This window comes from Shewanella psychromarinicola (assembly GCF_003855155.1).
In the GTDB taxonomy this organism is placed as follows: domain Bacteria; phylum Pseudomonadota; class Gammaproteobacteria; order Enterobacterales; family Shewanellaceae; genus Shewanella; species Shewanella psychromarinicola.
Genome location: NZ_CP034073.1, coordinates 2,402,246 through 2,428,653, shown reverse-complemented (window position 1 = coordinate 2,428,653; position 26,408 = coordinate 2,402,246). Strand labels below are relative to the sequence as shown.

Here is a 26,408-nt window from a genome sequence, read left to right as displayed (position 1 = left end):
AGCTGAGTTAACTGAACTGTTAAATATGCGATCAGTTAATTTAAGCATTTATTTAAGCACTAATTTAGGTACTAACTTAGGCACTAATTTACATAAACGTAAGGCAATATCCATGAATGCAATGAGTTTTTTAGTCAACACCGTGTTTGACTTATACCTAATGATCGTCATTCTTCGTTTTATGCTGCAGCTTGCAAGAGCGGATTTTTACAATCCATTTAGTCAATTTGTGATTAAAGCGACACAGCCTATTATCGCACCAATGCGTCGACTATTACCTTCGATAGGACGTATCGATACTTCATCAATCTTACTGGCACTGATTGTCGTGTTAGTTAAAATGTTAGTACTTACTTTGATTGCAGGTGCTGCTGTAGACATTCTTACCTTGTTATTGTTCTCATTTATCTCTGTGATAAAACAAGCGGGCGTATTGTTTTTTTGGATGTTACTTATTCGTGCAGTATTAAGCTGGTTCAATCAAAACAATAACCCTATTGTTATGGTTATTGCGCAATTAACAGAACCGGTTTTAGCGCCAGTGCGTAGAATAATACCTGCAATGGGTGGCTTGGATTTATCGGTATTGGTGGTGTTTATTGCAATGAACTTCATTAACATGCTGTGTGCACAATATATTCCTTTTTGGTCAATTATTTAGTTGTCGAATTAAACAACCTCAACTCGGGTTAAGAGTTGGGGTAAATAAACTAAAATTAGCCCATTTCAACAATTTAATATCTCGAGCTGAGGTTAAAAAATGAACCCAGTAAGCTATATTAACGATGAGCAGCAAGGAGACTTGCTGCTTTTTGTCTATGTACAACCCAAAGCAAGCCGCGATCAAATTGTCGGCTTACACGGTAACGAATTAAAAATAGCCATAACAGCGCCACCCATTGACGGTAAAGCAAATGCTTATTTGTCTAAGTACCTCGCAAAAGCCTGTAAAGTCCCTAAAAGTCAGGTACATATTCTCAAAGGTGAACAAGGTCGTCATAAGCAAATTAAAATATGCCAACCCAAAGTTATCCCAGCGGAAATAGCCGCGCTTTTATAGCCGACTCATCTATAATAACGTTATTGCTCAAGCACACTAAGGACAGATTATGTTTCAATCATTGCGTTTATCTCGCTCACTGTTACAAATATTGTTGTTGTCAGTCATCGCAATCAGCAATATTGGCAATGCTCACGCAGAACAAAAGCAACAAGTGGGTAATTTTGATATTCATTACATGGCGCTTAGTAGCACCTTTATTACCCCAGAAATAGCTAAAACCTACGGCATAGAACGCAGCAGTTACAATGGATTAGTCAATATTACCGTGCTAAATACCAGCCAAGAAGGACATCCCGCAGTCTCGGTCGAAATTTCAGGCATCGCCAATAACTTAATTGATGCACGCATGACGCTTGATTTTAAAGAAATCCGTGAAGGCGAATCCATCTATTACATCGCAGAAGTGCCTTACCGCGACGATCAAGATGTCAATTTCACCATTGCCATTAAGTACAAAAATCAATTAAATACCTCGGTGAAATTCAAACAGAAGTTCTATGTAGATTAAGGCCTAAAATCTCGATAACGAGCGATATCGAGCGAAAGAGCCTAGAGCGCTGCGCTGCTAGGACGCTACGCGGCTAGAGGCTATAAAATCAACAGCCTAGTCGCCCAGCGACTCAATCTTAGCAGCGAAGCTGTCCTTAGCAGTCACGCAGTCCGTCCTAGAAGCGCACTATCCGCCTAGCGGCCTAGAATCTTAGCAGCGAAGCTGTCCTTAGCAGTGACGCAGTCACGTCCTAGAAGCGAAGCGCACTATCCGCGTAGCGGCCTAGGATCTTAGCAGCGAAAGCTGTCCCTAGCAGTGACGAAGTCACGCCCTAGAAGCGAAGCGCACTATCCGCGTAGCGGCCTAGGATCTTAGCAGCGAAAGCTGTCCCTAGCAGTGACGAAGTCACGCCCTAGAAGCGAAGCGCACTATCCGCGTAGCGGCCTAGGATCTTAGCAGCGTAGCGCATCGCAACCTTGTTAGCGTATAATGACCGCAAATTTATCCTCATCTCAAAAAAAACTTATGCATACCCCAGTGAAACAACAAATTGTTCTTGCCAGTGGCAACAAAGGCAAACTTGCCGAATTTGATCAAATGCTGACAACATTTAATATTGAAGTATTACCACAGAATAAATTTAACGTGACTGAGGTTGCAGAGACAGGCACCACGTTTGTTGAAAACGCTATAATAAAAGCTCGTCATGCCGCACAAATTACCGGTAAAGCGGCTATTGCAGATGATTCGGGTATTGAAGTTGATGCATTACAAGGCCAACCAGGCATATATTCAGCACGCTATTCTGGCCCCGGTGCCACTGAAACCAGCAATTACCTTAAATTACTTGATGCACTGCAAGGTGAAACGCTTCGTAATGCCCGCTTTCAATGTGTGCTGGTGTACTTGCGCCATGCAAAAGATCCAACGCCCATTATTTGCCAAGCCTCATGGGAAGGAACCATAAACCATGCCCCACAAGGCGAGCAAGGCCATGGTTATGACCCGATATTTATCCCGCAAGGTTTTGATTGCTCGGCAGCAGAGTTAACTCGTGAGCAGAAAAATGCCCACAGTCATCGAGGCAAAGCACTTGAACTTTTAGTGAGTGCAATGAAAGCGCAAGGTATCATTTCATCGAACAATACTACGGATGATAATCAATAAATGACATTGCAATTGCCCCCCCTTAGCTTGTATATCCATATCCCATGGTGTGTACAAAAATGCCCTTATTGCGATTTTAACTCTCACGGCCAAAATGGTGAGTTACCACAGCAACAATATGTCGATGCGTTATTAGACGATTTAAAACAAGACTTGGCTTATGTTCAAGGTAGAAAGGTGCATACCATCTTTATCGGCGGTGGCACGCCATCGTTATTTGATGCGAGCCAAATTCAACGCATACTAGAAGGGGCGCAAGCATTGATCCCTTTTGAAGATAATATTGAAATCACTATGGAAGCCAACCCAGGTACATTAGAGCACGATGACTTTAGTGCTTACCGTGCTGCGGGTGTCACGCGCTTATCTATTGGAGTGCAAAGTTTCTCAAAGAAAAACTTAATTTACTCGGACGTATCCACAACGAAGATGAAGCGAAAGTGGCGGCTGAAAAAGCCAAGCAAGCTGATTATTTAAGTTTCAATCTCGATTTAATGCATGGTTTACCGAACCAAAGCTTTGATGAAGCCATGCATGATATCGACACGGCAACAGCCTTAGCCCCACCGCATCTTTCTTGGTATCAACTCACCATTGAACCCAACACCTTGTTTCATTCAAAACCGCCACAATTACCAGACGATGAGAACCTGTGGCAAATTTACGAGCAAGGTCAGCAACGTTTAGCCGCATTAGGTTATGAGCAATACGAAATATCAGCCTATGCAAAACCTGGATTCCAATGTCGCCATAATCTTAACTATTGGCAATTTGGCGATTACCTTGGCATCGGTTGCGGGGCCCACGGTAAAATCACCCTGCCCGACTCAAATCGGATTGTCCGTACCGTTAAAATAAAGCACCCCAAAGGCTACCTCGCAGCAGATAAATATACCTTTGAAACCACAGAGGTGATTGAAGACGATCGCCCATTAGAGTATTTAATGAATCGTCTTAGATTGATGACGCCAATCCCTAAAACTGAATTTGAGCAGCGAACAGGGCAATCGGCAGATGTGGTCAAGCAAGGGATGCAAAAATCAATTGAACGCGGATTATTGACCGAGACCACAACACATTGGCACTTAACGCAAAAAGGCCACATGTTTGTCAATGATTTGCTATCCCAGTTTATTTAATCACTAGATTTAATCACTAGATTTAATCACTAGATTTAATTACTGGATTTAATAGAAAAATATGGCTCGCAGCTTACTGTTATACCCAGATGCTGCGAGTCGCAAACCCAAATAGCGACATAACCGCGCCATTACCTCTGCCTTACATACACATTTTCTAACATTTATATTTACACCTTTAGCTAAAGCTTGATTAGGATGTGCCCTTATAACTTTGGGATGATATCAATGTCTATTAAAACAAAAACAACTCTGATTGCTGTTGCGTTATCAAGTTTATTCGCTACATCAGCTATTGCACAGCTGCATAACATGCCGCAATTAAGCTCACAAGAAAGTACAGCAACAACAAACCAGCAAACCGAATCAGCAAAAGCCAATGCATTGTTTGAAGCCATTTTTATGGAAAATGTTATGGCAAGTCCAGTTAACCAAACTTACCTTGGGATCAAACAAGATTATGGCAAGTGGAATGACTTATCAGAAGCCGCTGCCGATGCAAATTTAGCCCGCAGTAAACAGCAACTGACAAGATTAAACCGCCTTGATGCGACTAAGCTCGATGAACAGGCCTCACTCAGTTTTGAACTATTAAAAGCCAGTTTAGAACACAGTATTAGCGATGATAAATGGCGTTATCACACCTATCCGATTAACCAAATGAACGGTGTTCACTCAATGGTGGCCTCGTTGCTGATTAATCAACATCAAATAACAGATGAGAGTGATGCAAAAGCGTATATCAGTCGTTTAAACGCCATACCGACACTGTTATCACAATTACAAACCTCATTAGAAATTCGTGCCGAAAAGTATATTATCGCGCCAAAATTTGTATTCTCATATGTGATTTCTGATAGCAAAAATATTATTACTGGTGCCCCATTTGCCAATACGGGAAAGGACAGCGCGTTATGGGCTGACGCGAACCGTAAGATAAATAAACTCGATATAAGTGATGACAACAAACAAGCCTTATTAGCCGAAGTAAAACAGGCTCTGCTTACTAAGGTAAAGCCTGCTTATGAGCAATTAATCAACTATACAAAGTCACTTGAAGCACTTGCTGATACTCAAGATGGTGTTTGGAAACTGCCTGACGGGGAAGCGTTTTACAATAATGCCCTCGCCCGCACCACCACCACTGACATGACAGCAGACACCATACATGAACTCGGCTTGAACGAGGTTAAGCGTATTCATGATGAAATGCGTGTCATTATGAAAAAGGTGCATTTTGACGGCAACTTAGCAGCGTTTTTTGTTTTCATGCGCGATGACCAACAGTTTTATTACCCTGACACTCATGAAGGTAAAACAGCATATCTCACCCAAGCCAAGTCTCTGATCGATACTATGGAGTCTCGTTTAGATGAAGTATTTACCATTAAGCCTAAAGCCGCTTTAGTGGTACGAAAGGTGGAGGCTTTTAGAGAGAAGTCGGCAGGTAAAGCATTTTACGATCAACCAGCACCAGACGGATCTCGTCCAGGCACCTATTACGCTAATTTATATAAAATGGAAGCGATGCCAAAATATCAAATGGAGGCTCTGGCCTACCATGAAGGGATCCCTGGTCATCACATGCAAATTGCTATTGCACAAGAACTGCAAGGCATTCCAAAATTCCGTAAATTTGGCAGTTACACTGCTTATACTGAAGGCTGGGGACTTTACTCTGAATATTTTCCTAAAGAAATGGGCTTATATGCAGATCCTTATTCAGACTTTGGCCGTCTATCAATGGAACTGTGGCGCGCATGTCGTTTAGTCGTTGACACTGGAATACACGCTAAAAAGTGGACTCGTGAGCAAGCTATTGCCTATTACGTCGATAACACACCAAATGCGCAATCTGATGCCATTAAAATGGTCGAGCGCCATATTGTTATGCCATCACAAGCAACCGCGTATAAAGTGGGAATGATTAACATACTTCAGCTACGTGAACATGCCAAAAAAGAATTAGGCACCAAGTTTGATCTTCGTGAATTTCACACCTCAATCTTGAAAAATGGGCCATTGCCATTAGACATTCTTGCAGAGCAGGTAAATAAGTGGATTAAACGGGTTCAGTCGCAGTAATTTAGCGTTGGTTATTGGTACAGGATAAAGTAAAGCACCAAGCTTGGATTATGATTATGATTATGGTTATGGTTTTACTTTCATCATGCCACAAAAAAATAACCCCAGCTCAACGTCTGGGGTAACCAAATAAACTAGGATGATGGTTTCAAGACTGGCATTATATTAGTTCAAAACTACTGCCAGTACTGATTCAAAATTTGCTACCTTGCCGATTTGTACGCTTAACTGAAAAGGGGTCATTTCTCAGAAAACGCATGCTTCAAATCATTTCGAATCAACTAATAACTATTGTATTGATATCAGAACAGACTTCAACAACTTAACTCTGGTATTTCGCTGCCCCCTTGATTAGCTACCTAATGAATAACTAATAAATTAAAATCTTAATAAACTGATAAATATAACTTTAATATTAAACTGCAAGATAATTTTTGGCTTTGTTTTAAAAAGGAAACAGTGTTTCCGCTTTTACCTAGCATCGACTCTAAACAGGCGTGGGAATATATAGTTAACAACGGATGTCTTTTAAGTTTGCAGTATCAAACTTGCCATGTGTTTTGCTAACAAGGCGGATTGACGTATTAATCGCTATGTTAAGAGCCGCGTTAAGCGCTGCCTCAATAACTATGTGCCAGCCAATGTAAGTCGATACAATGCAGCTAGCACAACACAGGGCTGTTTGATAACCGTTTATTATCCAGAGTTGAGGCTATTTACGCTGTTTGTACAAATTTTCAAACTTAGCGTCCCAATAAGGTGGGCTACTAATGTGCGTTTTAATAAAATCAATAAACGCACTCACCTTTGGAGCCAGGTGTTTACGACGCGGATACACCGCTTGTAATGGAAGATTATGGGTCAACTGCCAATCAGGTAACAAAGGAACCAATGTTCCTTCAGCAATTTCATCTTCCAGCAAATAACTGGCTAAGTAAACAATACCTAAACCACTCACTGCGGCCGATTTTAATGCCGGCGCATTATCAACACGGAAATTGCCTGATACGCCAATTTCACAATAATCATCGCCCTTTTTAAATTGCCACATACTGTGCTCATGCCACTCGCCTTGATACACCAAACAATTGTGTTCAACCAATTGTTCAGGCCGGCTAATGTTTCCGTGCTGGGCAACATAGCCTGGTGATGCGACTAACAAAAACTGACATTTCATTAACGGCCTTGCCACCATACCCAGCGGTAATTGCTCAGACATGGTTAACAACAGATCTAAACCTTCGCTGACAACGTCAACTTTGTGGTCAAGCAAACTGATTTGTAGTTCAAGATCTGGGTGTCTCGCCATAAATTCTGGTAAAGCAGGAATAATATGCATAGTACCAAATGATTGCGAAATCCCGACTTTCAATACACCACGAGTGGCATCATTTAAGTTGTGAACACTTGATACTGCCTGTTCTGCATCTCGAAGTAGTTCTTCGCCTTGAAGATATAATAGATTGCCGGCTTCGGTAAGACTTAAACTGCGTGTTGTACGCTGAATAAGTTGAACGCCAAGTTTATGTTCAAGATCTGCAACTTGAGTGCTCACTTTAGATTTAGAAATGCCAAGACGTCTGGCTGCAGCACTAAAACTTCCTGCACGTGCAACATGAGTAAAAATTGCGATAGGTTCTAACAGTTCTAACATGAAAGTCGCCTTAAGCTGGTTACGACATTAATAAAAATTTCAGATGTCTGTTTGCCATTGCTGGTAACTAAACCTTGCTAAGCACAATATCAACATTCAGTTATTAATAGTGTTGATGCTCAATGAGCACCGAAACAAACCAATACTGTAAATCAACACAAACAAATGACTACTCCGAAATATAACCACATCCAAAAATAGAGTGCAATTTTGTTATAGTTTTTATTAGTATAACAAAAAAAGCCTGTCGGGCTGTATATTTATAATTGACAATTTTTTTATCAGAACAAAGCAACACTAGCTATAGCGGCAAAATAGCTAAAATAGGCGGAAAAAAAAAGCCCCTGTGTCTTTAAAAAAGCACAGGGGAAGGTCAGGTGTCCGGGAAGACAGCTTGAACAAGGTTACTCTTTTATATCGCCTAGCGTAGCTAAGGTGTAAGGTGCAAGTTCTGGGATGGCTTTACGCACTCGACTTTCTAACACTAATAATCCTTCAAAATTATCACAAACCTCAGTCGCGCGTTGCTCCAGACCTTGAGATTGCGACTCAAGTTGTTGCTCGATGTCTTTACCGACGTTGTCCATTTTTTGTGAAAAAGTATTCATTTTCTCTTCAAACGAACCACCTTCAGAAGACATGATCTGGCTACCTAATGTCATCATTAATGAGCCCATTGAGTTCGTTACCATTTGCTCTATTTCTTGCTCAAACTCTTCATTAAAGGCATGTTCCATTGAAGATTCAGTTGAGCCTAAATAAAATTTATCACCTTGTTGATAAGCCATAGTATCAATGCGTTGTTGAATACCTGTCATCATCTTATCAATCTGAACGCCTGTGGCATCGCCAAATATTGGTGTTAGCGCCATATTGACAGCCTGAGATGCCATCGACACAACGTCGGTGACTAAATCAATCACTTCAGGAACTTGGCGAGATAGCTCATCAGAATATTGAGTTAATAACAGCCGTTGCTTGTCATTTAATGCGACTTCTTTACCGTCGACATACAATTGACCCAGTTGAACGCGATATTTCTCGCTGCCATTATCACTGACCTGTAAACTTTTCGGTTCAACGGTCACGTCATAGTTTAATGTCACGTTACACTTTTCATCATTAATTGACATTTTTGCCATGGCTGGAGTCAATGCCCCTGCAGTGAATAACATGCTGGTTAACGCTAAACCACAAATTAACTTCTGTTTGGTCATGATAAAAATCCTTTTGTTAAACGAATATCGATAAAATCTATTCAATATAATTAGTTATAGCACAATAAAGCACTAGTCATGCCAACAAGTATAGTCGCTTGATTTATAAGTGGTTTTTATAAAATTTAAAATTTAACATCTACTAAATGAACAAAAAACACCACCCTCTTCGTAAAATAAACCAAAAAGTAGTCTATTTTACGAGTAGTGATGTGAAATTAAAAAAAGTGATGTGGAATTAAAAAATTGAACGACCTAACTGCTGGCTTAAATGCTCAAGTAAGGCTGTACCTGCCAATGAATTGCCATTATTGTCGAGTTCAGGCGACCACACACAGATAGACATGTCACCAGGAATAATCGCAATAATACCGCCGCCTACGCCACTTTTACCCGGCATACCCACTCGGTAAGCAAACTCGCCTGCGCCATCGTATAATCCAGACGTTGCGAGTAATGCATTAAGCTGCCGAGTTTGCACTGGTGAGACTAAGCTATCGCCATCGAGTGTCTTACCACGATTGGCCAAATAAAACATCGCCCGGGACAAATCTGCACAATTCATCCTTAACGCACAATAATGAAAATAGCTTTTAAGTACGGTATTCACGTCGCCATTAAAATTACCAAATGACTTCATTAAATAGGCAATAGAAGCATTACGTGCACTAAATTGATACTCAGAATCTGCTACCACTTTGTCGAAGGCTAATGTGGTATTTTGGCTCAACTGACGCACCACCTCAAGCATATGATGTTTAGGTGCACCCAAGCGTGCTTGCAACAAGTCCGCAATGACTAACGCGCCAGCATTAATAAATGGATTCCGTGGTTTGCCACGCTCTAATTCAACCTGTACAAGCGAGTTAAATGAATGCCCAGAAGGTTCTTTACCCACTCGACTCCAGATTTCTTCTTCTGTATATAAATTAAGTGCCTGAGTCAGGCTAAAGACTTTAGAAATACTTTGAATGGAAAAAGGTTCAAGATAATCACCCGCACCAATTGTTTGACCGTCAATGGTGGTAACTGCAATACCTATTTTGTTGGGGTCAACGCAGGCAAGAGCAGGAATATATCCTGCCACCTTACCTTTACCCAATAGCGATCTTACTTTATCGACAGCGTCTTGAAGTAATAATTGCTCTGGCAATTTAGCTTAACCCCACCAAATATCATATAAATCACTGACTTCAAGGTCAGAAACTGGCTTGTCTTTCCAGAATGCATTGACTGCTGCAATATCTTCATCAGTACATTTACCGATAGTTTGGGTAGCCATAATGCCTTCCCATTGCTTGTGTCCACCACCGTGGAAACCTAATTGACGTGGTTCAATCACTTGAGCAATAAACTGATCAACCAAACTATCGATATCTTGTTCAGAAACTGACTCATTAAATGTCCAGTTCATTTCGAAACCTAATTCTTGAAATTCATCAACTCGTAATTTTTTACGTAAACGTCGACTGCGATTTTGCGCCATGGTGTATTCTCCGATTGCTAAAAAGTGTAGTAGTGATTAAGCGATACGCTCAAACATGATATCCCATACGCCGTGACCAAGTCTGTGGCCTCTTGCTTCAAACTTTGTAAGCGGACGGTGGTCTGGACGTTCGACAACTGTACCAGTTGTTGATTGATTATTATAACCTTCAGCAGCATTCATTATGTCTAACATATGCTCGCTGTAATTTTCCCAATCGGTTGCCATGTGAAACACACCACCAATTTTAAGCTTACGACGGACTAGCTGTACAAACTCAGCTTGTACAATCCGACGCTTGTTATGACGTTTTTTATGCCATGGATCGGGGAAAAACAATTGTACCCGCGCAAGTGAACCATCAAGAATACTGTGCTCTAGCACTTCCATTGCATCATGGTGATATACACGTAAGTTAGTAACTTCAGCAGCACCGGCCTCAGAAAGACACGTACCAATGCCAGGCTTATGGACTTCTATGCCAATAAAATTTTGTTCTGGGGCTGCTTTTGCCATTTGCACTAATGATGCACCCATACCAAAACCTATTTCTAGAACGGTATCAGCATCGCGACCAAACACTTGGTTTAAATCCAACGGTTGTGGAGTGTAATCAAGTCCCATTGCTGGCCAATGTGCTTCAATTGCTTGAGATTGGCCTTTGGTTAAACGGCCTTCACGTAAAACAAAACTTCTGATTTTACGAATGTATTTACCGTCTTCGTTAAATTCAGCTGTGGTAACGTCGCTCATCTTTGCCTCATTGTCTGCGTACTTCTTGTGCTGTTATAGCGAGTGATTAAATGGGTTAGTGGCTAAATGCCATGGTAGCCACTTTTTAGCTGCACATTACGCAATTGTTATCTGTAACAGATCATTTTTAAAGTCAGTGGGCCATTATACCTAAACTGATTGCACATGTTTACGCTAATTTGGTGTAAACGAGTGATTTAAAATAGCCTGGCTACTTGTGTAATAAAATGCCTATGGCTACACTGCGCCCATGAAAAATCTGACTCCATTTTCTGAGCGTATCATCGCTTGGTATGACCTACATGGTCGTAAATCACTGCCTTGGCAGATCAATAAAACGCCTTACCGTGTTTGGGTGTCGGAGATCATGCTCCAGCAAACTCAAGTCGCAACTGTGATTCCCTATTTCCAAAAATTTATAGCGCGTTTCCCTAGCGTTATAGATCTTGCTAATGCTCATCAAGATGAGGTGCTGCATTTGTGGACGGGCTTAGGCTATTACGCCAGAGCACGTAATTTACATAAAGCAGCTCAGCATATTCGCGATGCCTTTAACGGCGAGTTCCCTACTCAGTTTGATGATGTAGTGGCTTTATCTGGAATAGGTAAATCGACTGCTGGCGCAGTCTTATCCTTATCGCTCGGACAACACCACCCTATTTTAGATGGTAATGTAAAACGGGTATTGGCCAGACATGGTGCTATTGAAGGCTGGCCTGGACAAAAAAACGTTGAGCAGCAATTATGGCAATTAACCGACACATTAACGCCAGTCAAAGATGTTGAAAAATTTAACCAAGCAATGATGGATATTGGTTCAAGTGTTTGCACCCGCAGTAAACCCAATTGCGCAGCTTGCCCTGTGGCAATTGATTGTGTGGCTCAACAAAGCGGTCTTCAAAGTCAATATCCAGGTAAAAAACCTAAAAAAATCACTCCAGAAAAATCTGCTTTTATGCTGGTTTTAGTCGATAGCAGCGAAGATTCAGTAAAAGTTCAGCTTATTCAACGTCCACCCGCGGGGATATGGGGGGGATTATGGTGTTTTCCGCAATTTGAGCACCAAGCAGAAATAAATGATTATTTAAGCCTGCATAATTTGACAGAGTCAGAGCAAGGGCTTGCAGGATTTAGGCATACATTCAGTCACTTTCATCTGGATATTCACCCGGTATTAGTTGAACTATCTCCAGATCTCGCTAGCGGTATCATGGAACAAACCTCGGCACTCTGGTATAACATAGAACAACCTGCGAAAGTCGGGTTGGCAGCTGCCACAGAACGTATTTTGGCTAATTTAGCCGTACTTTTCGCGACACATTAATTTTTATCGTAATTAAAGTTAGTAAGGGATCATCATGGCTCGCACCGTTCACTGTCAACATTTAAACAAATCCGCTGACGGCTTAGATTTTCAGCTATACCCTGGCGAATTGGGTAAGCGCATTTTTGATAATATCAGTAAAGAAGCTTGGGGCTTATGGCAACAGAAGCAAACCATGCTCATTAATGAGAAAAAACTCAATATGATGAATGTTGATGACCGTAAATTTCTTGAAGAGCAAATGACTAATTTTTTATTTGAAGGTAAAGACGTTGAAATTGAAGGCTATGTTCCGCCAGCTGAAGACGAGTAACCAGTCAATATAATCAATTGTTTTACCTAAAAATAAAGCCGCTTTACTAAGCGGCTTTATTATATCACCTTCATCGAAAAACCTCGTTGTTCGACACGAAGTGGCGTCGGTGGGCGCTCATTTATTACTCTACCTGATGCCAGTTAGTGAACTCATAGTGTTCATTATTGCTTAATGCCTTCCACTACTAATGCTAATTCAACGTTAGCAGAAGCAGGACCTAAATCCATTTTGACATCGAAGTCTTTCATCGCAAATGTCGTTGTACCACTAAAGCCTGCACGGTAACCTCCCCATGGATCTTTACCTTCACCAATGGCAACGGCATCTATGGTTAGGGGTTTGGTCACGCCATTTAAGGTAAAATCACCATTAATCACAAACTGGTTATTACCTTTATCCACTATGGATGTCGACGTAAAAGTGGCTTGAGAGAATTTACTGGTATTTAAAAAGTCTTCACTGCGCAAATGCTTGTCACGTTCGGCGTGATTTGAATCAACACTGTTAGTGTTAATTTTGACGTTCAGTTTGGCATCAGCCAATTTGTTAGCATCAAAGCTAAAGTCACCTGAAAACTCATTAAAACGTCCTACCACAAAACTATAACCTAAATGGTTAACACTAAATTGAATCGATGCATGTGCACCTTGGGTGTCGATAACATAGTCGGCCGCATTAGCTGCAACGGGTAACATAAGCGTTGAACCGATTATGGCTGCAATAAGGTGTTTTTTCATGATTTTTATTCCTTTAAATTAAGCGTTAATGGTAAATAGGTAGAGTTAATAAATAGAGTCATCATCATCGAACATAACCGTTAGCTGAACCGACGATTAATTAGATTGTTAACCAATACAACTGTTAACGAACACGGTTGGGAATAAGCATTCTTTTCAGAGTATTATCTTTATCTATAATATGATGCTTAATCGCACCTGCGCTATGCAACACAACTAGGCCAATTAAGCTATAAGCAAGGTATTGATGTATAACACCGGCAATATCAGCTTGTTCGTCAATAAAAGCATTAGGAAACGGCACGGCAAACCAGTCAAAAATCCAAATATCCCTACCATCTGCTGTAGAAATCATAATTCCTGAAAACATAATCAGCAGCATTAACGTATAAAGACTAGCATGTGCCCAGGTTGCCATACGTTTTTCCCATGGCTGATGGTTAGGTAATGCACTAGGCGTTAGTGACATAGCTCGCCACACTAATCTTAACAAGGTTAATCCGAGTAACAGCAGACCAATACTTTTATGAACATATGGCGCAGTTTGGTACCAACTACTGTAGTACGTAAGATCAACCATCCAATAACCTACACTAAAAAGGCTAATAACTGCGATGGCGGACAACCAATGGGTCAAAATGGTTATTAATCCATAGCCAGCTGAAGTGTTTTTTAACATGTTACCTTCCTCAATAAACTCACAACATATTAACGTCATTTTTAGTAAAGAAAACTGCTAAATATAGGAGTATTCATTCGATAAAATAGAAATGAATTGTTAACCAATATTATCTGTGAGGATGATTAACCGTTTAAGTCGGTACAAGAGCGGTAAATACCCATTATAGTAAGAAACAACGCATACACTTGTCCGTTACTGGTTCGAGTCCGGTTAACTAGGATAGAAAACGAACCCACAATGGGAATTGAACACTCTATATATGGGGTATACAAGGTTAATAGCGAGTACTCAACGTTAAGTATGAGGTAATAACAGTTGTCTTTTTAGCTTATAGAGCCAAGCAAAGTCAGCGCTTAAACGCATCTTACTTAGGATGTCTTATATCGCTCCCCCCTCTTAATGCTATTAACGACTATGGTTAACCTCAAAATGGCTTAAAGAAAATCAGTAAATGGATTATGCCTGCTATTAGCTGGGTTTTGCCTTTCTTTATAGGAAACTGACACAGTTACGCTCACCGATATACTGCATGACTAGGGCCTGTTGATCTTCGCTGGTTAAATTTTGTTCGAGATAATTTTGTTCGAGATAAAAACGTTTTAATCGAGGCGAGTGGATTGCTGCCTAGCAATCTAAGCAACACTCGCTTATCAAAGACTCACTCAACAAAGGGTAAAACGTTTTTAGCCGACCCCTTCGGGCAGCGTTTGTTGGTCATTTCTACTGCGTTATCGGCTTTTTATGTAGCATAACTACACCACAAAGCCCCTGCCTTGTAGCTCATGTTAAGTAATGAGCTACAATTCGCTGCAAAAACAACATTGAAAGATCAACAGGCCTTAGTATATTAATTCCCCCCTTCGCGTTAAAAATCATCAATTACTTATAAAAAACCACCCGTTTGCACATTAACTAGCCGAACGAGTGAAAACATTTGAAAAACCACTTGCACGATAAAAACCATCACTATACTATGTGCGCACTCCAGACGAGACAGGTATTGATTACCAAGTTAATACTTAGTCTGTAGTAGTTAACTGACACTTAGTTAGTTGCCCGAATAGCTCAGTCGGTAGAGCAGAGGATTGAAAATCCTCGTGTCCCTGGTTCGATTCCGGGTTCGGGCACCACAATTTAGCCGGCATAGCTCAGCTGGTAGAGCAACTGACTTGTAATCAGTAGGTCCCGAGTTCGACTCTTGGTGCCGGCACCATAAAAACAAAAAAGCCACTCAATGAGTGGCTTTTTTGTATCTGAAATGTATTCGATTTAAGCGCTCTATTTATTGCATTTTAGCTTCTTAAAACAAAACAGGCACTCAATTGAGTGCCTGTTTTAATATAACCTTACGACACTATCGACCCAGCGCTTCAATTCGAGCTAAGCGATTAACTTGGTTAAGTGAGCCTAAATGACCGTATATAGGACCGAGTAAACCACGCTTTTTAAGCTCAATGAACTCTTCATCGGTTAGTGCATTTAATTTAGCTTCATCAATAAGATATAAACCATTAATATTACGTTTTTCACCGGCGACATCAACAGTTAGAGTCTGATTAATCAACAAGCCTTTTTCATCTAAAAAGCTCAAAATACCCCGTGTAGCTTGATCTTGTTCATAGTGACTAATCAATGCTTGCTTACGCGCTTCTAAAAATGGGGTTTCTTTACCCTCTTCAAATAATGCTTGGCCGTCTTCTTTAGTCACTTCTTTAGCATTTTCACGAATGCCAATCCACACTTTATCTTTAACGTCTGGGTTAACGACTAAGCCAAGAGGATAATCTCGTACAACCGCAGGAATATACAAGCCTTGCCATTTGCCGTCTTTTACACTTAGATTCTGACCAGGCTTTAACCCTAGCATAGCAACTGATTGAAACTCGTTTGTGTCACTATTTTTAACGAATACGATAGGATATTCAGTGGCAGCGCGATTAATTTCATGTAAGGTTACAGGCACAATGTGCTGTTCTGCCACGTGTAAAAAATCACTTGGAGTCAGTTTTAAATCACCATGTTTGGTTTGTTCTAATAATGTAATTTCGTTGGGCATCTTGGCTCCTTGAAGCACTGATTATCTTCTCTGATTTAAGTACAACATCATTGTCATACCTTAGGTTAACAAATAATTAATAACTGAAACTACCAAGTTAAATCTTAAATTCAAGTACATTTAGGCTAAATTGCGTCAATAATCACCAAGTGACCAATTCTTGTCCAAAAAAGCTTTGTATTCAATAAAAAAGAATACAATGGGCGCTGATTATCGATTTATTAGCCGGGTAATCACCTAATGCAATTTCAGTTTAGGACGTTGCCAGCGAAGTAGCTTTTGCGCAATACGGTATACAGAAGCGGAGAACCAGCCATATAAACTGGCTAAATGACGTTGGTAAAGCGAGATATACATCAAACGTGCAACGTGACCTTCAACAAAAAAGTCTCCCGAACGAAGGTTACCCATTAAATTTCCAACCGCAGAAAAACGACTGAGCGATACCAATGAACCATAGTCTTTATAAACGAAAGGTTTTTCTGGTTGAAGCTTCATCTTTAAACAAATATTGTCATATAGGCGATCGGCCATTTGGGCAGCTGCTTGGGCTCTGGGTGGTACGGGTTTACCTGATGGTAAAATTAATTGAGCACAGTCACCTAAGGCGTAAATATCATTAAGGCCTTTAACATGCATACACTCATCTACATCGATTTGATTACGTGGCGTAATAGGTAATTGGGTGAAATTTTCAAAGACCTTTGGACCTTTAACACCTGCTGCCCATACTTTTATATTGGCTTTAATCGTCTCACCTGTCGCAGTAACGAAGCCTTCTTTAGTCACTTCTTTAACCTGCACACCTAAGTGCAATTTTACCCCTAATTTTGACAGTACAGTTTGTGCCCTCGAACTGACTTGTTCAGGTAATTGGGGAAGGATTTTAGTGGATGCTTCAATTAGGTTTATATCTAAATGATCTTTGGAGATATTTTGATAACCGTACTCCCTTACAGACTCAATAACATGATGGAGTTCAGCGGCCAGCTCGACGCCTGTTGCACCGGCACCTACGATACCGATACCTAATTGGTCTTGTGTTTCATTAAGCTGTAAGAGTGCATCCATAAGCTTATGGTGAAAAAGATTTGCACTGTCTAAACTGTCTAAGAAAATACAATGTTTTTCAGCACCCGGTGTATTAAAGCTATTTGAAACCCCGCCTAATGCAAGCACAAGAGTATCGTATTCAATACTGCGCGCGGCAATGATCATCTCGCCTTCATCGTTATACACTGGAGCAAGTTGAATTTGCTTAGTGCTTGGGTCGCATTGTTCAATGGCACCTCGAATATATCGATAGCCATTCTTTAATCCGTGATCTCGATATTGCAGGCCTTCAATTGATTGATCAATCACACCAACGGCAACTTCATGTAACTTGGGTTTCCAAATATGGATGGTATTTTTATCAATCAGACTAATATCGATTAACGGACTTTTACCAAACTTCCGTCCCAATTTGGAGGCCAATGCTAACCCTGCAGCTCCGCCACCCACAATAACAATTCGTTGAACCATACATTACCTCAGAGATACCTTATGCCAGCGACTATGTAACCTAACTGTGGATAATAAACGGTTATCAAACAGCCCTTTGCTGCGCGGCCAAAGTTGCACCTACTTAAAATGGGCCCGCTATTGACACGTCAATACGCCTTACTAGCAAACGCATGGCGATTTTGATGTTGTAGACTTGAAATAAAGCCGTTTTTAACAATTTATCCCATCTCTTATCCAGAGTTGAGGTTAACTAAACAAAATGTACAATTGAAAAAAAAGGCCCTGTAGGCCTTATACTGCTTCTTCGTTTTCTTCACCGGTACGAATTCGAATGACTCGTTCAACGTCGGTTACAAATATTTTTCCATCACCAATCTTTCCTGTTCTGGCGATATCAACAATAACATCAATCGCTCGCTCAAGAAGGTCATCTTGGATCACCAGTTCGATTTTTACTTTTGGTAAAAAATCCACCATGTATTCTGCGCCACGATAAAGCTCGGTATGACCTTTTTGACGGCCAAAACCTTTGACTTCAGACACTGTCATACCCGTAATGCCAATTTCAGCAAGTGACTCACGCACATCATCAAGTTTAAATGGCTTAATAATCGCTTCGACTTTTTTCATTAAATACTCCTGTCATCGGCTAAGTTGTTGATTAAGCATTTGTCCTGATTACAGTTTATATGCTTACTAATATCATTCAAATATCTTACTTGAAAGCGCAGCCAATTGTCGCGGCTATTTTACGTATTTATGAAAAGATATTTCGCAGCAAACTTGCTGTTCATTTTCTATACTAGATTAAGTTTTACTGCAGGACGCAGCCGACAACGTTTAAGGATGAACCAGTATGCCTCATTTTAATCACATAAAAGGCTTTAGTCTGATTGAGTTAATAGTAACTATGCTGATTGCCACACTAATTTCACTCATCGCAATTCCCTCATTTACTGCATTAATTGAACAAGTCAGGGCAAGTAGTAATATTAAAGTGATCCAACAGACCATTCAATTAGGCCGAAATATGGCAATCAGTTATGGCTCGAGGGTAACAATTTGCCCTTTAGTCGACAACTTGTGTTCATCGGATTGGAGTATTGGGTTAAGTGTATTTATTGACCGTGGGCAAAAAAACCAACTTGATGCCAGTGATAGCTTACTCCAACAAACATCTCCTTTTCATGAAAATGATTACATTGACTACAATCGTCCCGCGATTAGATTTCAACCCGATGGATTAGCTTCAGGCACTAATGGAACATTAACGTATTGCCCAGGCTCTGTTGACAGTCCTTATTCAAAAGCGGTAATTGTTAATCAAGCTGGTAGGGTAAGAGTATCAAACAAGAAAAATATAGAATGTAAATTTTAACAAAATGTAAAATGACAAAATATAAAATAATAAAGATTATTGATAAAGAATTGATTAGCAGTGATGTCTGCAAATAGTCAATTAAACACTGTCATTCATGTTGCGCTTGGTTATACTCTGTTTTATATAGCAGAGGAATTGCGCATGAAAAAAATACAATCTGGTTTTACTCTAATAGAATTGATGGTGACCATTACCGTTGCTGCAATACTGTTAGCTATTGGCGTGCCGTCGTTAACCAGCCTTTATGAAGGTATAAGAGCAAGAAGTGTTATCAGCACCATTGAATCCTCGTTTGTATTTGCCCGTAGTCAAGCCGTTAGTTACGGAAGCAGAGTTTCTATCTGTCCTATGACAACAACGTCGTGTGGGAGTGACTGGACAAAAGGATTTAGTGTATTTATTGATAATGGTACTCTTGGCTCAATGGATACAACCAATGGTATTGCTGATGTGGTTCTACGTAAAGTGGATGCGTTTAATAGTAATGACTTTATTAAATCAGATCTTTCAAGATATAGCTTTAACCCTGATGGTATGGGCACTAATGGCGGCAGTAGCGTATTTAGATATTGCCCTGGCAAAGTAACGAGCAGTTCTTCTGAAGCATTAAATATCAATTCCTCAGGGCGAATTTCAAAAGTAACTACAACAGTGGCGTGTAGCTAACCTGAGTTAAGGATAATAAACGCCTTTCAAGCAGCCCTTTGCCCTACTAACTGCGTTGAACCGACTTACAATAGACTAACTATTGACGCGTCAATTCGCCTTGTTAGTATAAAAAATAACAAACTTGAAAGTGGATTCTGCTTAACATATTGATTTTTAATAGCATATGCATCCCTTCTCCCAAGTTCAAGTTAGCTAACAAAAAAGGCATACTTATGTAAATAAGTAAGCCTTTTTGCACTATCTTCTCAATAGGATACTAATACGTTCTTTGTGCATCAAGCTCACGCACTAATACATCTTTAAAAACTTTATCTTCCGCTATGCACTCAACCACTCTTTTAACCATAAGCCGCTCATCTGAGATAGTTGGAACATACTCTGCAAGCAAAGCGCTCTGTTCTTGTATAACGAGCGCTTTATCCCACTCAAACAATGCTATGTTAGCACCATTAGCCGTTTCTATATGGCACTTATAAGGTGTTAATGTCGTTACTGCATCATCCGCAGATGAAGCATTAGCAGATATAAATATTGATAATAGAACAAAAGGTATTACTGTTCTCATTTCCAACACTCCGTAGGTGACTTAGCACCCGTTGAGGTTAACGATATTGTCGCACAAGCACTATCACGAGTCGCTTGTACACCAACGGCAGTGGCTGTCACTGTGTAATCATCTCCACTCAAGGTTGTATCGACGTTATAATAAGTATTTTCAACAACCCAAGGATCTACAGACAAACCAAGTTCTGTCATATCAGTAGTGAAGCTACGACGATCTAAATAAAATTGTTCCTGTAAATTAGCAACACGCATAACACCTGCCAAGCCATCACCTCGAGCTCCTTTAGCGACAAATTGAGTATAACTTGGATAAGCAATTGAAGCTAAAATGCCCACTATCACGACAGTGATCATCACTTCAATTAATGTAAATCCGGACTGTAACTGCTTCATTATTTATACTCTTTTCTACTCATCAATATGATAATAAATTTTATTCACGCCTGGCCCACCACGGATACATTTATTATCACCAGCAGCACAGCCATCATCATCATCATCATCCACTTTATCCATATCATCACCAGCAGAGCCAATACCAATTAAATACATATAACTATCTGATGTACCATTTGGTGGTATGACTAACTGAGGCGTATCAGGTACTCGTGCGCCCATTTCTAAATATTCTTGAGTATACGAACGGGTACCTTTATGTAAATCAAAGCCATACAATCTCCCTTGACCAATGGCTAAACATTGGTTCGCAGATGTATTATCTCCTGGAACATAAGAGGTAAAGAACACTCTTCCATTAATGATTGTAGAGGCCGATAAACTTTTTTCCCCTTTCGCAGCAAAGTTATAATACCAACCTCGTTTTTGACCAAATTCTATATTCTGCGCTTCGGTTGTAGGAGGTGTAGAAGACACATCATAAAGATTTACTAACGCTAACACAGCCGGGATCTCTTTACCTGTAGCGCCAGTAAACGATTTAGTCACTACATTACGGTCTTGTAACACAAAAAACTTATCTGAACGCGTAGTATCTAAAGGGTGCGGTCTATGACCACTGCCCACCGTAACGGCATCATAAGGGATATTTTGATACGTTAAGCTCGTGGTTGTATTATTAGACGAGTCAGTAACCGACACTTGAGAAATATTATTAAATATCGTTTGCGCCACTGCAGGTTCGGCAAAAAAGCGTTTATCGGTTGCTTGTGTAGATCCGCCTAAACTCGCAAACTTAAATGCAGTCCACGGACTAGTAGAACTCGTCGGTGAAGCACTGGGTAAATCCATACGCCAAATATTAGCCCCTGTGTCAGTTGCATATAATCTGTCAGTCAATCTATCACCGTTACTGTCTAATATTGCAATACTATTTGGGATGCTATCAACAATACCAGGTAACTGTGTGCCACTAGAGCCTGTACCAAATCGATACACTAGGGCTCCAGTTTCAGCATTTAAAATATAAACACTGCGGCCGGTAGTGTCATCAGTACCAACCCCTGCACCATCTTTAGTTGAAGGGTTATATCCACCGCCAATAATAACCACTGGAGAGGCAGTATCTGCGGAGGTATTGCCTGCAGGTACGCCAGGGATAAACGTGACCACAGGTTCTGCCCAAGACTGACCCATATCACTCATCCCTGTTGAGCTCGGATCAACTTTCCACATAAATTGTGGAGAATCAGGGTTGGTGATGTTAAGGGCATAATACGATTTTCCCCCGCGGCGCATACCAACAAATAGCCAAGCTTTATCAATTGCACCTGATGCATTTCTTTTTACATATGCAACAGGTGGGCTATCCATACCGTAAACAGAATGAACTCCTGTTGGTACGTTTGCCCTTAACTCACGAAGGTTAGGTAATAGTTCTTGCGGCATAAATGCCCATGACTCTTCAACACTCGCACCATTGTCTTTAAACATGTGTAAAAAGCCTGCATTAGTACCAAGCAAAATACGTATATCGGGTGAGCCCGCAGTACCATAGTTAATTGCTAACGGTTTAGAGTGCAGTGGATCACCCATAATATCTGAGCGCTTATCTGTTGTTGAACCATCTTTATCTTCATCATCAACATCGATGCCAATCGTCCAATCAAATAATTTGGTGAGTTCAGTTTTATCGACACCCATAAAGGTTGCTAACGCTGTTTCACTGCCAAGACTGATTGCAGCTTTTGACTTAGTGAAAGCTTCAATAGCGCCACCTGTACCAAAGTTCCCGTATAAAGTGCGACTCGGCGTTGATTGAAGCTTAGTTAATGCACCACCGATTTCAACATTATTACCATCACCGCCGCCGCTTGTGGCACTGCAGACAGCATCCGATGTCCAATAAGAACATGCAGACGAGGCCAAATTACCATCATCACCAATGGCGTCATTACCATTTTTATCTACAATATCACCCGACCCAGTCACTTTGAACTTTTTCAAGTTACCCACCCAACGAGGACCTTCATTAGGTAAAAACATTGCGTAGTAAACCGAGTCTAATGTTTGGGTTCTATCAAAATTATTACTGGCAATCGATGGCGAAGTAAAACTAGAGTTAGTTTCTAAAATATTAGAGAAAATCGATTGTAATGCTTCTTGTAACTTTTGAGCATTAGCTGCTGTGTAAGTTGCTCCACCACCACGTGATGCCGTTTCTTTTAAAATAGCCGCGACTGAATTTGCATCAGAACCAAAACCGATGGTGTAAGTTGAAACAGTTTGAGTGCCATCAAGGCTGGTATTGACATCATTTTTATTTAACCAACCAGCAAGAGCAGGCAAGAAACTACCAGAGTATTTATCTGAATCAGAAATACCAGAAAGATCTTTAACTAAATCATCAGCGCCACTGTCTCTAGTGGGCGCACCATCAGTAATATAAATAACATAAGCTTTGTCTTGGCATTGCTTACCCACAAATGGAGATATATAACTTCCACTAGATTCTATTGTAGTATCTCTATGAGGCGTTCTAGAGGGGTCTACATTGCCATATAAAACACTTTTACCTGCAAAATAATGATAAGCCTCATAAAGACTTTCACATAATGGTGTCCAAGTGTTTGCGGGAAGTGAACTAATTGTTGAAAGTAAACTGGGTTTATTTGTCTCATTATTGGGCGTAATACCATAAACGATACGGCCGCCTTCATCGAAGTTAAATACTGACAAACCAAAATCAACACTGGGAGTTGTGACAATAGTATCTTCTATAACGCGTTTCGCTACTTGTGATCGCGAATAATCATGTTTGGATTTTGTACTGTGATGCCAATTCACATATTTTTCGGTAAACAGAGTAATGGGCTGACCAATACCAAAATTGGTTAGTTTTGCTGTAGTTATTGCAGCATCAACTTGCGCAGTAGAGGAAGAACCATTAATAGGTGTATGTCTTTGGGGAGATGTTGATGTACCTAATCCATCAACTGGAAAACCATTAGTTACTGAACGATTAATATAATCTCTTTCCGCAATATCTTCATAACAATCGGTATATTGAATACTCGTTCCATCAGTTAAAGGTAATTCAGACCATTCACCATTTTCACCTATATATTTATGTTCACGTATATACCCAGTAAACAAACCATATTTTTCTAAGTAACCTTCTCCGACATTACAGCCATTTTTACTATTTAAAAAATATTGATTACTGGATGCCAATGGTATGCTACTAGTATTACGCGTAAAAAATAATTTAGTATTCGTCCTTAAACGCCCATTACTATTGACATTTTCATTTCCGCGTTCGTAAGGATCATCTGTATTAAAGCTTGTATCCATACTACCGGAGGTATCAAAAATAATCAGTACTTGCGGTTTAGAACCCGTACGAGCGGTAGACTCAAGCACATACAACTCAGTATCATCGGCGAAGCTGATGGATGAGTAAGCCAAAATTGCAAATAGCAATGTATAAAATAATTGTTTAAAAAACATGACCAACTCCTTCAGTTAACTTCTTGTTCAATACCAACAACCACTGTCACTAGCCCCATATTATTGCGGCCAAATGTTGAAGCGCTCGAAATTTCAAATCGACGACAAAGTATAGCAACTGAATTGCCTTTTACATTTCGTTGACAACCTACATCTCCTACAATCAATGGTGTTATGGTATTTGTAACACCTAAGTCATTATCAACTATTTGAGAAATAGCTGTCATACTTGTGAAAGTGTTGCCTGTATTTGCCAAAATAACTTTATCTTGTCCGCCTTTAGCTGAAGCCATCGCTTCAATTCTTTCTGAACCCGCACCAGCCATTCTCAATGACTGGGTCGAATTGACTGCCAATGCCACACCAATCAAGGTCATTAACACTAGGACGATTAACGAAAAAAACAACACAATTCCCTGCTGCGTCTTTATTGATGTGATCATTTACCTACCTTTCCTGCATCCACTCAAAAAAATTACGAAATGAGCTGTGATATTATTGGTTGATTAAAATTGGATTTTCTAAAACAATAGTGCTTGAAACTATTTTTCGACGAAAGTTATCATTAAGTGGTCCAATGGTCTTGTCACCTAGCTTATAAGTATTATCATTTGTATAACTTCTGTCTTCTTCGCTTGAACGAACCAATAAAAATACCCTTAAGGCAACTAAACGCTGAAACTGTTCATTATCCCACATTAACGTTGTTACGTTTTGCGCAGGCATATAACTGTCTGCTGTGCCATCACCATTACTATCAAAACCATATAAAATACGCATATTTTCTATGCCTTCTACGAGCTGTTCTTCGTTATTCATGCCGTTATTTATTGATAACGTCCGACGCCTTAAAACGGGAGTGGTGCCGTCATTACGAACAAAGTAGACATGATGCTGGTATTCCCAAATGCGGCTATTCGCTAACCCAGGGGCAGCGGCACTGCCATTGAAAAATATGATTTCATTTTTCTCAGATGCTGCGTAATAGCGTGTTGCGGTGAGAACTGTTGCTGGTGGCCCTATTAAGCGTTTAATTTGGATGACATCCGTGGCGTTATTAGGTGAAACACACGCTAATGATTCTGCACTTACGCCTTGCTCGTATCCCCACAAGCGTCTGAAATGAGAAAGTTGTGTATTAGGAAAACTGGCATTATTTAACCCTGCACCCACACAATCAGCCGTTACTGCGGTGCCAGATAACGTTGTATTACTGCCAACAATAAAATCAGTCCCCGTAATGTCACCCATAAAACCAAGCTGGCTTAAGTCGCGTTCCATAATCGCTAATGCGATTCGGCCATTTTCTTGTAATTGATTAAATTGGCTAGTTGTTGTTACATTACTGGAAGACATATTAAACATAGTAAAAAGACCAGCCGTTAAAAATAAGCTGATTAACATAGCGACCATTAACTCTACTAGCGACATGCCTCGCTGACTATGAAATGCTTTTATCATATTATAATCGCCGTATTGACAACCAATGCTCGTCGTCTATCGCTACTAGAACCACACCCTTTAATAAAAGCACTTTTGTCTGCAGTACCATCTGATGAAGATCTAACGCCTTTCCAAGTCATAACTACGGTGACATTATTGCTAGCGTCGATATCAATACAGGCCGTAGGCGAATCTAAACCACCTACATTTTTATTGTCAGAGGATTTTTCATTTTCACCTAAAAATGCCCGTTCCCATTGGTACAGGTCCCAGTTTCTGGTTTCAATATTAGTACAATTGACATTACCACCAACTGCAACATCGCAAGACGTAGCTGATGTAATCGTTGTACCTGTGTAGGTACCAGCATAAGTCGCAAGTTGACCGCTATTGATGCGCATACGATTAATAATATCATTAACATAATATGACGCTTGAGTTTGCTGAAAAGATTCGAAACTGCCCTTCTTGGCAACTAAATGAAGATTAAAAATACCTATAAGGCCTATCACTAGAATAACCAGTGAGACCATAACTTCGATTAAGGAAAATCCATTCCTTTTTGGCGACATGAGCTTCAAACCTCCCGAAAGATAAAAATCAAACTATCTTTACCTTTAAAATCTTTATTATTCTTATTTAGATTGACACTACAAGACAAATTTATATAAAACAAACTTAACATAGATGAGTCAAACTTTTATAAAACAAACTTATCATAGCTGACTTAAATGTAATCAGATAGTATCAATATTGTATATTAACTATAG

At 40.2% G+C, this 26,408-nt stretch carries 25 protein-coding genes, 2 tRNA genes and 1 pseudogene; 12 read left to right on the top strand and 16 right to left on the bottom strand.

All coding sequences use genetic code 11. The features are described from left to right. The first annotated feature begins 112 nt into the window (after positions 1–112). From EGC80_RS10645 to EGC80_RS10620, 6 genes and pseudogenes are all read left to right on the top strand, one after another. Positions 113–661, top strand: a complete 549-nt coding sequence (locus tag EGC80_RS10645; protein WP_101034842.1) for a YggT family protein — start codon at positions 113–115, stop codon at positions 659–661. 99 nt (positions 662–760) lie between these two features. Further along, the gene (yggU, locus tag EGC80_RS10640) at positions 761–1,060 is read left to right on the top strand and encodes a DUF167 family protein YggU (protein ID WP_124012192.1); all 300 of its coding nucleotides are present in this window, start codon (positions 761–763) and stop codon (positions 1,058–1,060) included. 49 nt (positions 1,061–1,109) lie between these two features. Beyond that, positions 1,110–1,571, top strand: coding sequence for a DUF4426 domain-containing protein (locus EGC80_RS10635; protein WP_124012193.1), 462 nt, complete (start codon positions 1,110–1,112; stop codon positions 1,569–1,571). 471 nt (positions 1,572–2,042) lie between these two features. Continuing rightward, positions 2,043–2,720: an RdgB/HAM1 family non-canonical purine NTP pyrophosphatase gene (gene rdgB, locus EGC80_RS10630; RefSeq protein ID WP_124012194.1), complete on the top strand. Its 678-nt coding sequence runs from the start codon at positions 2,043–2,045 to the stop codon at positions 2,718–2,720. Beyond that, positions 2,721–3,859: pseudogene (hemW, locus tag EGC80_RS10625) on the top strand (radical SAM family heme chaperone HemW). A 228-nt stretch (positions 3,860–4,087) separates the two neighbouring features. Further along, entirely contained in the window at positions 4,088–5,944 is a 1,857-nt protein-coding gene (locus EGC80_RS10620; protein WP_124012196.1) for a DUF885 domain-containing protein, read from the top strand. Positions 5,945–6,656: 712 nt separating this feature from the next. Here EGC80_RS10620 and EGC80_RS10615 read toward each other — a convergent pair. From EGC80_RS10615 to trmB, 5 genes are all read right to left on the bottom strand, one after another. Further along, positions 6,657–7,598, bottom strand: a complete 942-nt coding sequence (locus EGC80_RS10615) for a LysR family transcriptional regulator (protein WP_101034591.1) — start codon at positions 7,596–7,598, stop codon at positions 6,657–6,659. Between the two features lie 404 nt (positions 7,599–8,002). After that, positions 8,003–8,815: a YggN family protein gene (locus EGC80_RS10610; protein WP_124012197.1), complete on the bottom strand. Its 813-nt coding sequence runs from the start codon at positions 8,813–8,815 to the stop codon at positions 8,003–8,005. Between the two features lie 238 nt (positions 8,816–9,053). After that, complete coding sequence (gene glsB, locus EGC80_RS10605) at positions 9,054–9,968, bottom strand: glutaminase B (RefSeq protein ID WP_101034589.1); 915 nt, start codon at positions 9,966–9,968, stop codon at positions 9,054–9,056. A 6-nt stretch (positions 9,969–9,974) separates the two neighbouring features. Then, complete coding sequence (locus EGC80_RS10600) at positions 9,975–10,301, bottom strand: YggL family protein (protein ID WP_124012198.1); 327 nt, start codon at positions 10,299–10,301, stop codon at positions 9,975–9,977. 36 nt (positions 10,302–10,337) lie between these two features. Further along, positions 10,338–11,054, bottom strand: coding sequence for a tRNA (guanosine(46)-N7)-methyltransferase TrmB (gene trmB, locus EGC80_RS10595; protein ID WP_101034587.1), 717 nt, complete (start codon positions 11,052–11,054; stop codon positions 10,338–10,340). Between the two features lie 250 nt (positions 11,055–11,304). Here trmB and mutY point away from each other — a divergent pair, with 250 nt between their 5' ends. Together mutY and EGC80_RS10585 are read left to right on the top strand one after the other, a co-directional pair. Then, on the top strand, positions 11,305–12,378 hold the full coding sequence (mutY, locus tag EGC80_RS10590; RefSeq protein ID WP_124012199.1) for an A/G-specific adenine glycosylase: 1,074 nt from the start codon (positions 11,305–11,307) through the stop codon (positions 12,376–12,378). 34 nt (positions 12,379–12,412) lie between these two features. Next, positions 12,413–12,691 carry an oxidative damage protection protein gene (locus EGC80_RS10585; RefSeq protein WP_101034585.1) on the top strand — a complete coding sequence of 93 codons (279 nt, stop codon included), beginning with the start codon at positions 12,413–12,415 and terminating at the stop codon, positions 12,689–12,691. A gap of 164 nt (positions 12,692–12,855) precedes the next feature. On the opposite strand, the gene EGC80_RS10580 is transcribed toward EGC80_RS10585, so the two are convergent. Together EGC80_RS10580 and EGC80_RS10575 are read right to left on the bottom strand one after the other, a co-directional pair. Continuing rightward, positions 12,856–13,431: a YceI family protein gene (locus EGC80_RS10580; protein ID WP_124012200.1), complete on the bottom strand. Its 576-nt coding sequence runs from the start codon at positions 13,429–13,431 to the stop codon at positions 12,856–12,858. Between the two features lie 124 nt (positions 13,432–13,555). Further along, complete coding sequence (locus tag EGC80_RS10575; protein WP_124012201.1) at positions 13,556–14,110, bottom strand: cytochrome b; 555 nt, start codon at positions 14,108–14,110, stop codon at positions 13,556–13,558. A gap of 1,057 nt (positions 14,111–15,167) precedes the next feature. Between EGC80_RS10575 and EGC80_RS10565 the strand changes: the two genes are divergently transcribed. Continuing rightward, positions 15,168–15,243 (top strand) — tRNA-Phe (locus tag EGC80_RS10565). A gap of 7 nt (positions 15,244–15,250) precedes the next feature. After that, positions 15,251–15,326: transfer RNA gene (locus EGC80_RS10560), tRNA-Thr, on the top strand. Between the two features lie 141 nt (positions 15,327–15,467). Here EGC80_RS10560 and EGC80_RS10555 read toward each other — a convergent pair. From EGC80_RS10555 to EGC80_RS10545, 3 genes are all read right to left on the bottom strand, one after another. Beyond that, positions 15,468–16,169, bottom strand: coding sequence for a SapC family protein (locus EGC80_RS10555; protein ID WP_124012202.1), 702 nt, complete (start codon positions 16,167–16,169; stop codon positions 15,468–15,470). A 237-nt stretch (positions 16,170–16,406) separates the two neighbouring features. After that, positions 16,407–17,693, bottom strand: coding sequence for an NAD(P)/FAD-dependent oxidoreductase (locus EGC80_RS10550; protein WP_124012203.1), 1,287 nt, complete (start codon positions 17,691–17,693; stop codon positions 16,407–16,409). Positions 17,694–17,966: 273 nt separating this feature from the next. After that, positions 17,967–18,305: a P-II family nitrogen regulator gene (locus EGC80_RS10545; RefSeq protein WP_124012204.1), complete on the bottom strand. Its 339-nt coding sequence runs from the start codon at positions 18,303–18,305 to the stop codon at positions 17,967–17,969. A gap of 226 nt (positions 18,306–18,531) precedes the next feature. On the opposite strand from EGC80_RS10545, the gene EGC80_RS10540 reads away from it, so the two are divergent. Together EGC80_RS10540 and EGC80_RS10535 are read left to right on the top strand one after the other, a co-directional pair. Beyond that, positions 18,532–19,053, top strand: coding sequence for a GspH/FimT family pseudopilin (locus tag EGC80_RS10540; RefSeq protein ID WP_124012205.1), 522 nt, complete (start codon positions 18,532–18,534; stop codon positions 19,051–19,053). Positions 19,054–19,197: 144 nt separating this feature from the next. Beyond that, the gene (locus EGC80_RS10535) at positions 19,198–19,722 is read left to right on the top strand and encodes a GspH/FimT family pseudopilin (RefSeq protein ID WP_124012206.1); all 525 of its coding nucleotides are present in this window, start codon (positions 19,198–19,200) and stop codon (positions 19,720–19,722) included. A gap of 259 nt (positions 19,723–19,981) precedes the next feature. Here the strand turns inward: EGC80_RS10535 and EGC80_RS10530 are convergent, their stop codons facing one another. The 6 genes from EGC80_RS10530 to pilV all read right to left on the bottom strand — a co-directional run bounded on the left by EGC80_RS10530 (position 19,982) and on the right by pilV (position 26,210). Then, positions 19,982–20,290: a TapY2 family type IVa secretion system protein gene (locus EGC80_RS10530; RefSeq protein ID WP_124012207.1), complete on the bottom strand. Its 309-nt coding sequence runs from the start codon at positions 20,288–20,290 to the stop codon at positions 19,982–19,984. Then, positions 20,287–20,682 (bottom strand): type IV pilin protein, encoded by a 396-nt coding sequence (locus EGC80_RS10525; protein WP_124012208.1) that lies wholly within the window; start codon positions 20,680–20,682, stop codon positions 20,287–20,289. Before EGC80_RS10525 ends, EGC80_RS10530 begins: the two co-directional genes overlap by 4 nt. A 15-nt stretch (positions 20,683–20,697) precedes the next feature. Continuing rightward, positions 20,698–24,195, bottom strand: coding sequence for a pilus assembly protein (locus EGC80_RS10520; RefSeq protein WP_124012209.1), 3,498 nt, complete (start codon positions 24,193–24,195; stop codon positions 20,698–20,700). Positions 24,196–24,206: 11 nt separating this feature from the next. Further along, entirely contained in the window at positions 24,207–24,626 is a 420-nt protein-coding gene (locus EGC80_RS10515; RefSeq protein ID WP_124012661.1) for a pilus assembly PilX family protein, read from the bottom strand. 64 nt (positions 24,627–24,690) lie between these two features. Next, complete coding sequence (locus EGC80_RS10510; protein WP_124012210.1) at positions 24,691–25,656, bottom strand: PilW family protein; 966 nt, start codon at positions 25,654–25,656, stop codon at positions 24,691–24,693. Continuing rightward, a complete protein-coding gene (pilV, locus tag EGC80_RS10505) occupies positions 25,653–26,210 on the bottom strand; it encodes a type IV pilus modification protein PilV (protein WP_124012211.1) in 558 nt (185 codons plus the stop codon). Before pilV ends, EGC80_RS10510 begins: the two co-directional genes overlap by 4 nt. Positions 26,211–26,408: the final 198 nt, after the last annotated feature.

Coding starts and splice junctions, on each gene's coding strand:
- EGC80_RS10585 (WP_101034585.1), top strand. CDS start 12,413: ATGGCTCGCACCGTTCACTGTCAACATTTAAACAAATCCGCTGACGGC.
- EGC80_RS10525 (WP_124012208.1), bottom strand. CDS start 20,682: ATGAAGCAGTTACAGTCCGGATTTACATTAATTGAAGTGATGATCACT.
- pilV (WP_124012211.1), bottom strand. CDS start 26,210: ATGTCGCCAAAAAGGAATGGATTTTCCTTAATCGAAGTTATGGTCTCA.
- EGC80_RS10545 (WP_124012204.1), bottom strand. CDS start 18,305: ATGAAAAAAGTCGAAGCGATTATTAAGCCATTTAAACTTGATGATGTG.
- EGC80_RS10535 (WP_124012206.1), top strand. CDS start 19,198: ATGAAAAAAATACAATCTGGTTTTACTCTAATAGAATTGATGGTGACC.
- EGC80_RS10610 (WP_124012197.1), bottom strand. CDS start 8,815: ATGACCAAACAGAAGTTAATTTGTGGTTTAGCGTTAACCAGCATGTTA.
- EGC80_RS10635 (WP_124012193.1), top strand. CDS start 1,110: ATGTTTCAATCATTGCGTTTATCTCGCTCACTGTTACAAATATTGTTG.
- EGC80_RS10645 (WP_101034842.1), top strand. CDS start 113: ATGAATGCAATGAGTTTTTTAGTCAACACCGTGTTTGACTTATACCTA.
- EGC80_RS10620 (WP_124012196.1), top strand. CDS start 4,088: ATGTCTATTAAAACAAAAACAACTCTGATTGCTGTTGCGTTATCAAGT.
- EGC80_RS10580 (WP_124012200.1), bottom strand. CDS start 13,431: ATGAAAAAACACCTTATTGCAGCCATAATCGGTTCAACGCTTATGTTA.
- trmB (WP_101034587.1), bottom strand. CDS start 11,054: ATGAGCGACGTTACCACAGCTGAATTTAACGAAGACGGTAAATACATT.
- EGC80_RS10550 (WP_124012203.1), bottom strand. CDS start 17,693: ATGGTTCAACGAATTGTTATTGTGGGTGGCGGAGCTGCAGGGTTAGCA.
- EGC80_RS10510 (WP_124012210.1), bottom strand. CDS start 25,656: ATGATAAAAGCATTTCATAGTCAGCGAGGCATGTCGCTAGTAGAGTTA.
- EGC80_RS10555 (WP_124012202.1), bottom strand. CDS start 16,169: ATGCCCAACGAAATTACATTATTAGAACAAACCAAACATGGTGATTTA.
- yggU (WP_124012192.1), top strand. CDS start 761: ATGAACCCAGTAAGCTATATTAACGATGAGCAGCAAGGAGACTTGCTG.
- EGC80_RS10615 (WP_101034591.1), bottom strand. CDS start 7,598: ATGTTAGAACTGTTAGAACCTATCGCAATTTTTACTCATGTTGCACGT.
- EGC80_RS10600 (WP_124012198.1), bottom strand. CDS start 10,301: ATGGCGCAAAATCGCAGTCGACGTTTACGTAAAAAATTACGAGTTGAT.
- EGC80_RS10520 (WP_124012209.1), bottom strand. CDS start 24,195: ATGTTTTTTAAACAATTATTTTATACATTGCTATTTGCAATTTTGGCT.
- EGC80_RS10530 (WP_124012207.1), bottom strand. CDS start 20,290: ATGAGAACAGTAATACCTTTTGTTCTATTATCAATATTTATATCTGCT.
- mutY (WP_124012199.1), top strand. CDS start 11,305: ATGAAAAATCTGACTCCATTTTCTGAGCGTATCATCGCTTGGTATGAC.
- rdgB (WP_124012194.1), top strand. CDS start 2,043: ATGACCGCAAATTTATCCTCATCTCAAAAAAAACTTATGCATACCCCA.
- EGC80_RS10540 (WP_124012205.1), top strand. CDS start 18,532: ATGCCTCATTTTAATCACATAAAAGGCTTTAGTCTGATTGAGTTAATA.
- EGC80_RS10575 (WP_124012201.1), bottom strand. CDS start 14,110: ATGTTAAAAAACACTTCAGCTGGCTATGGATTAATAACCATTTTGACC.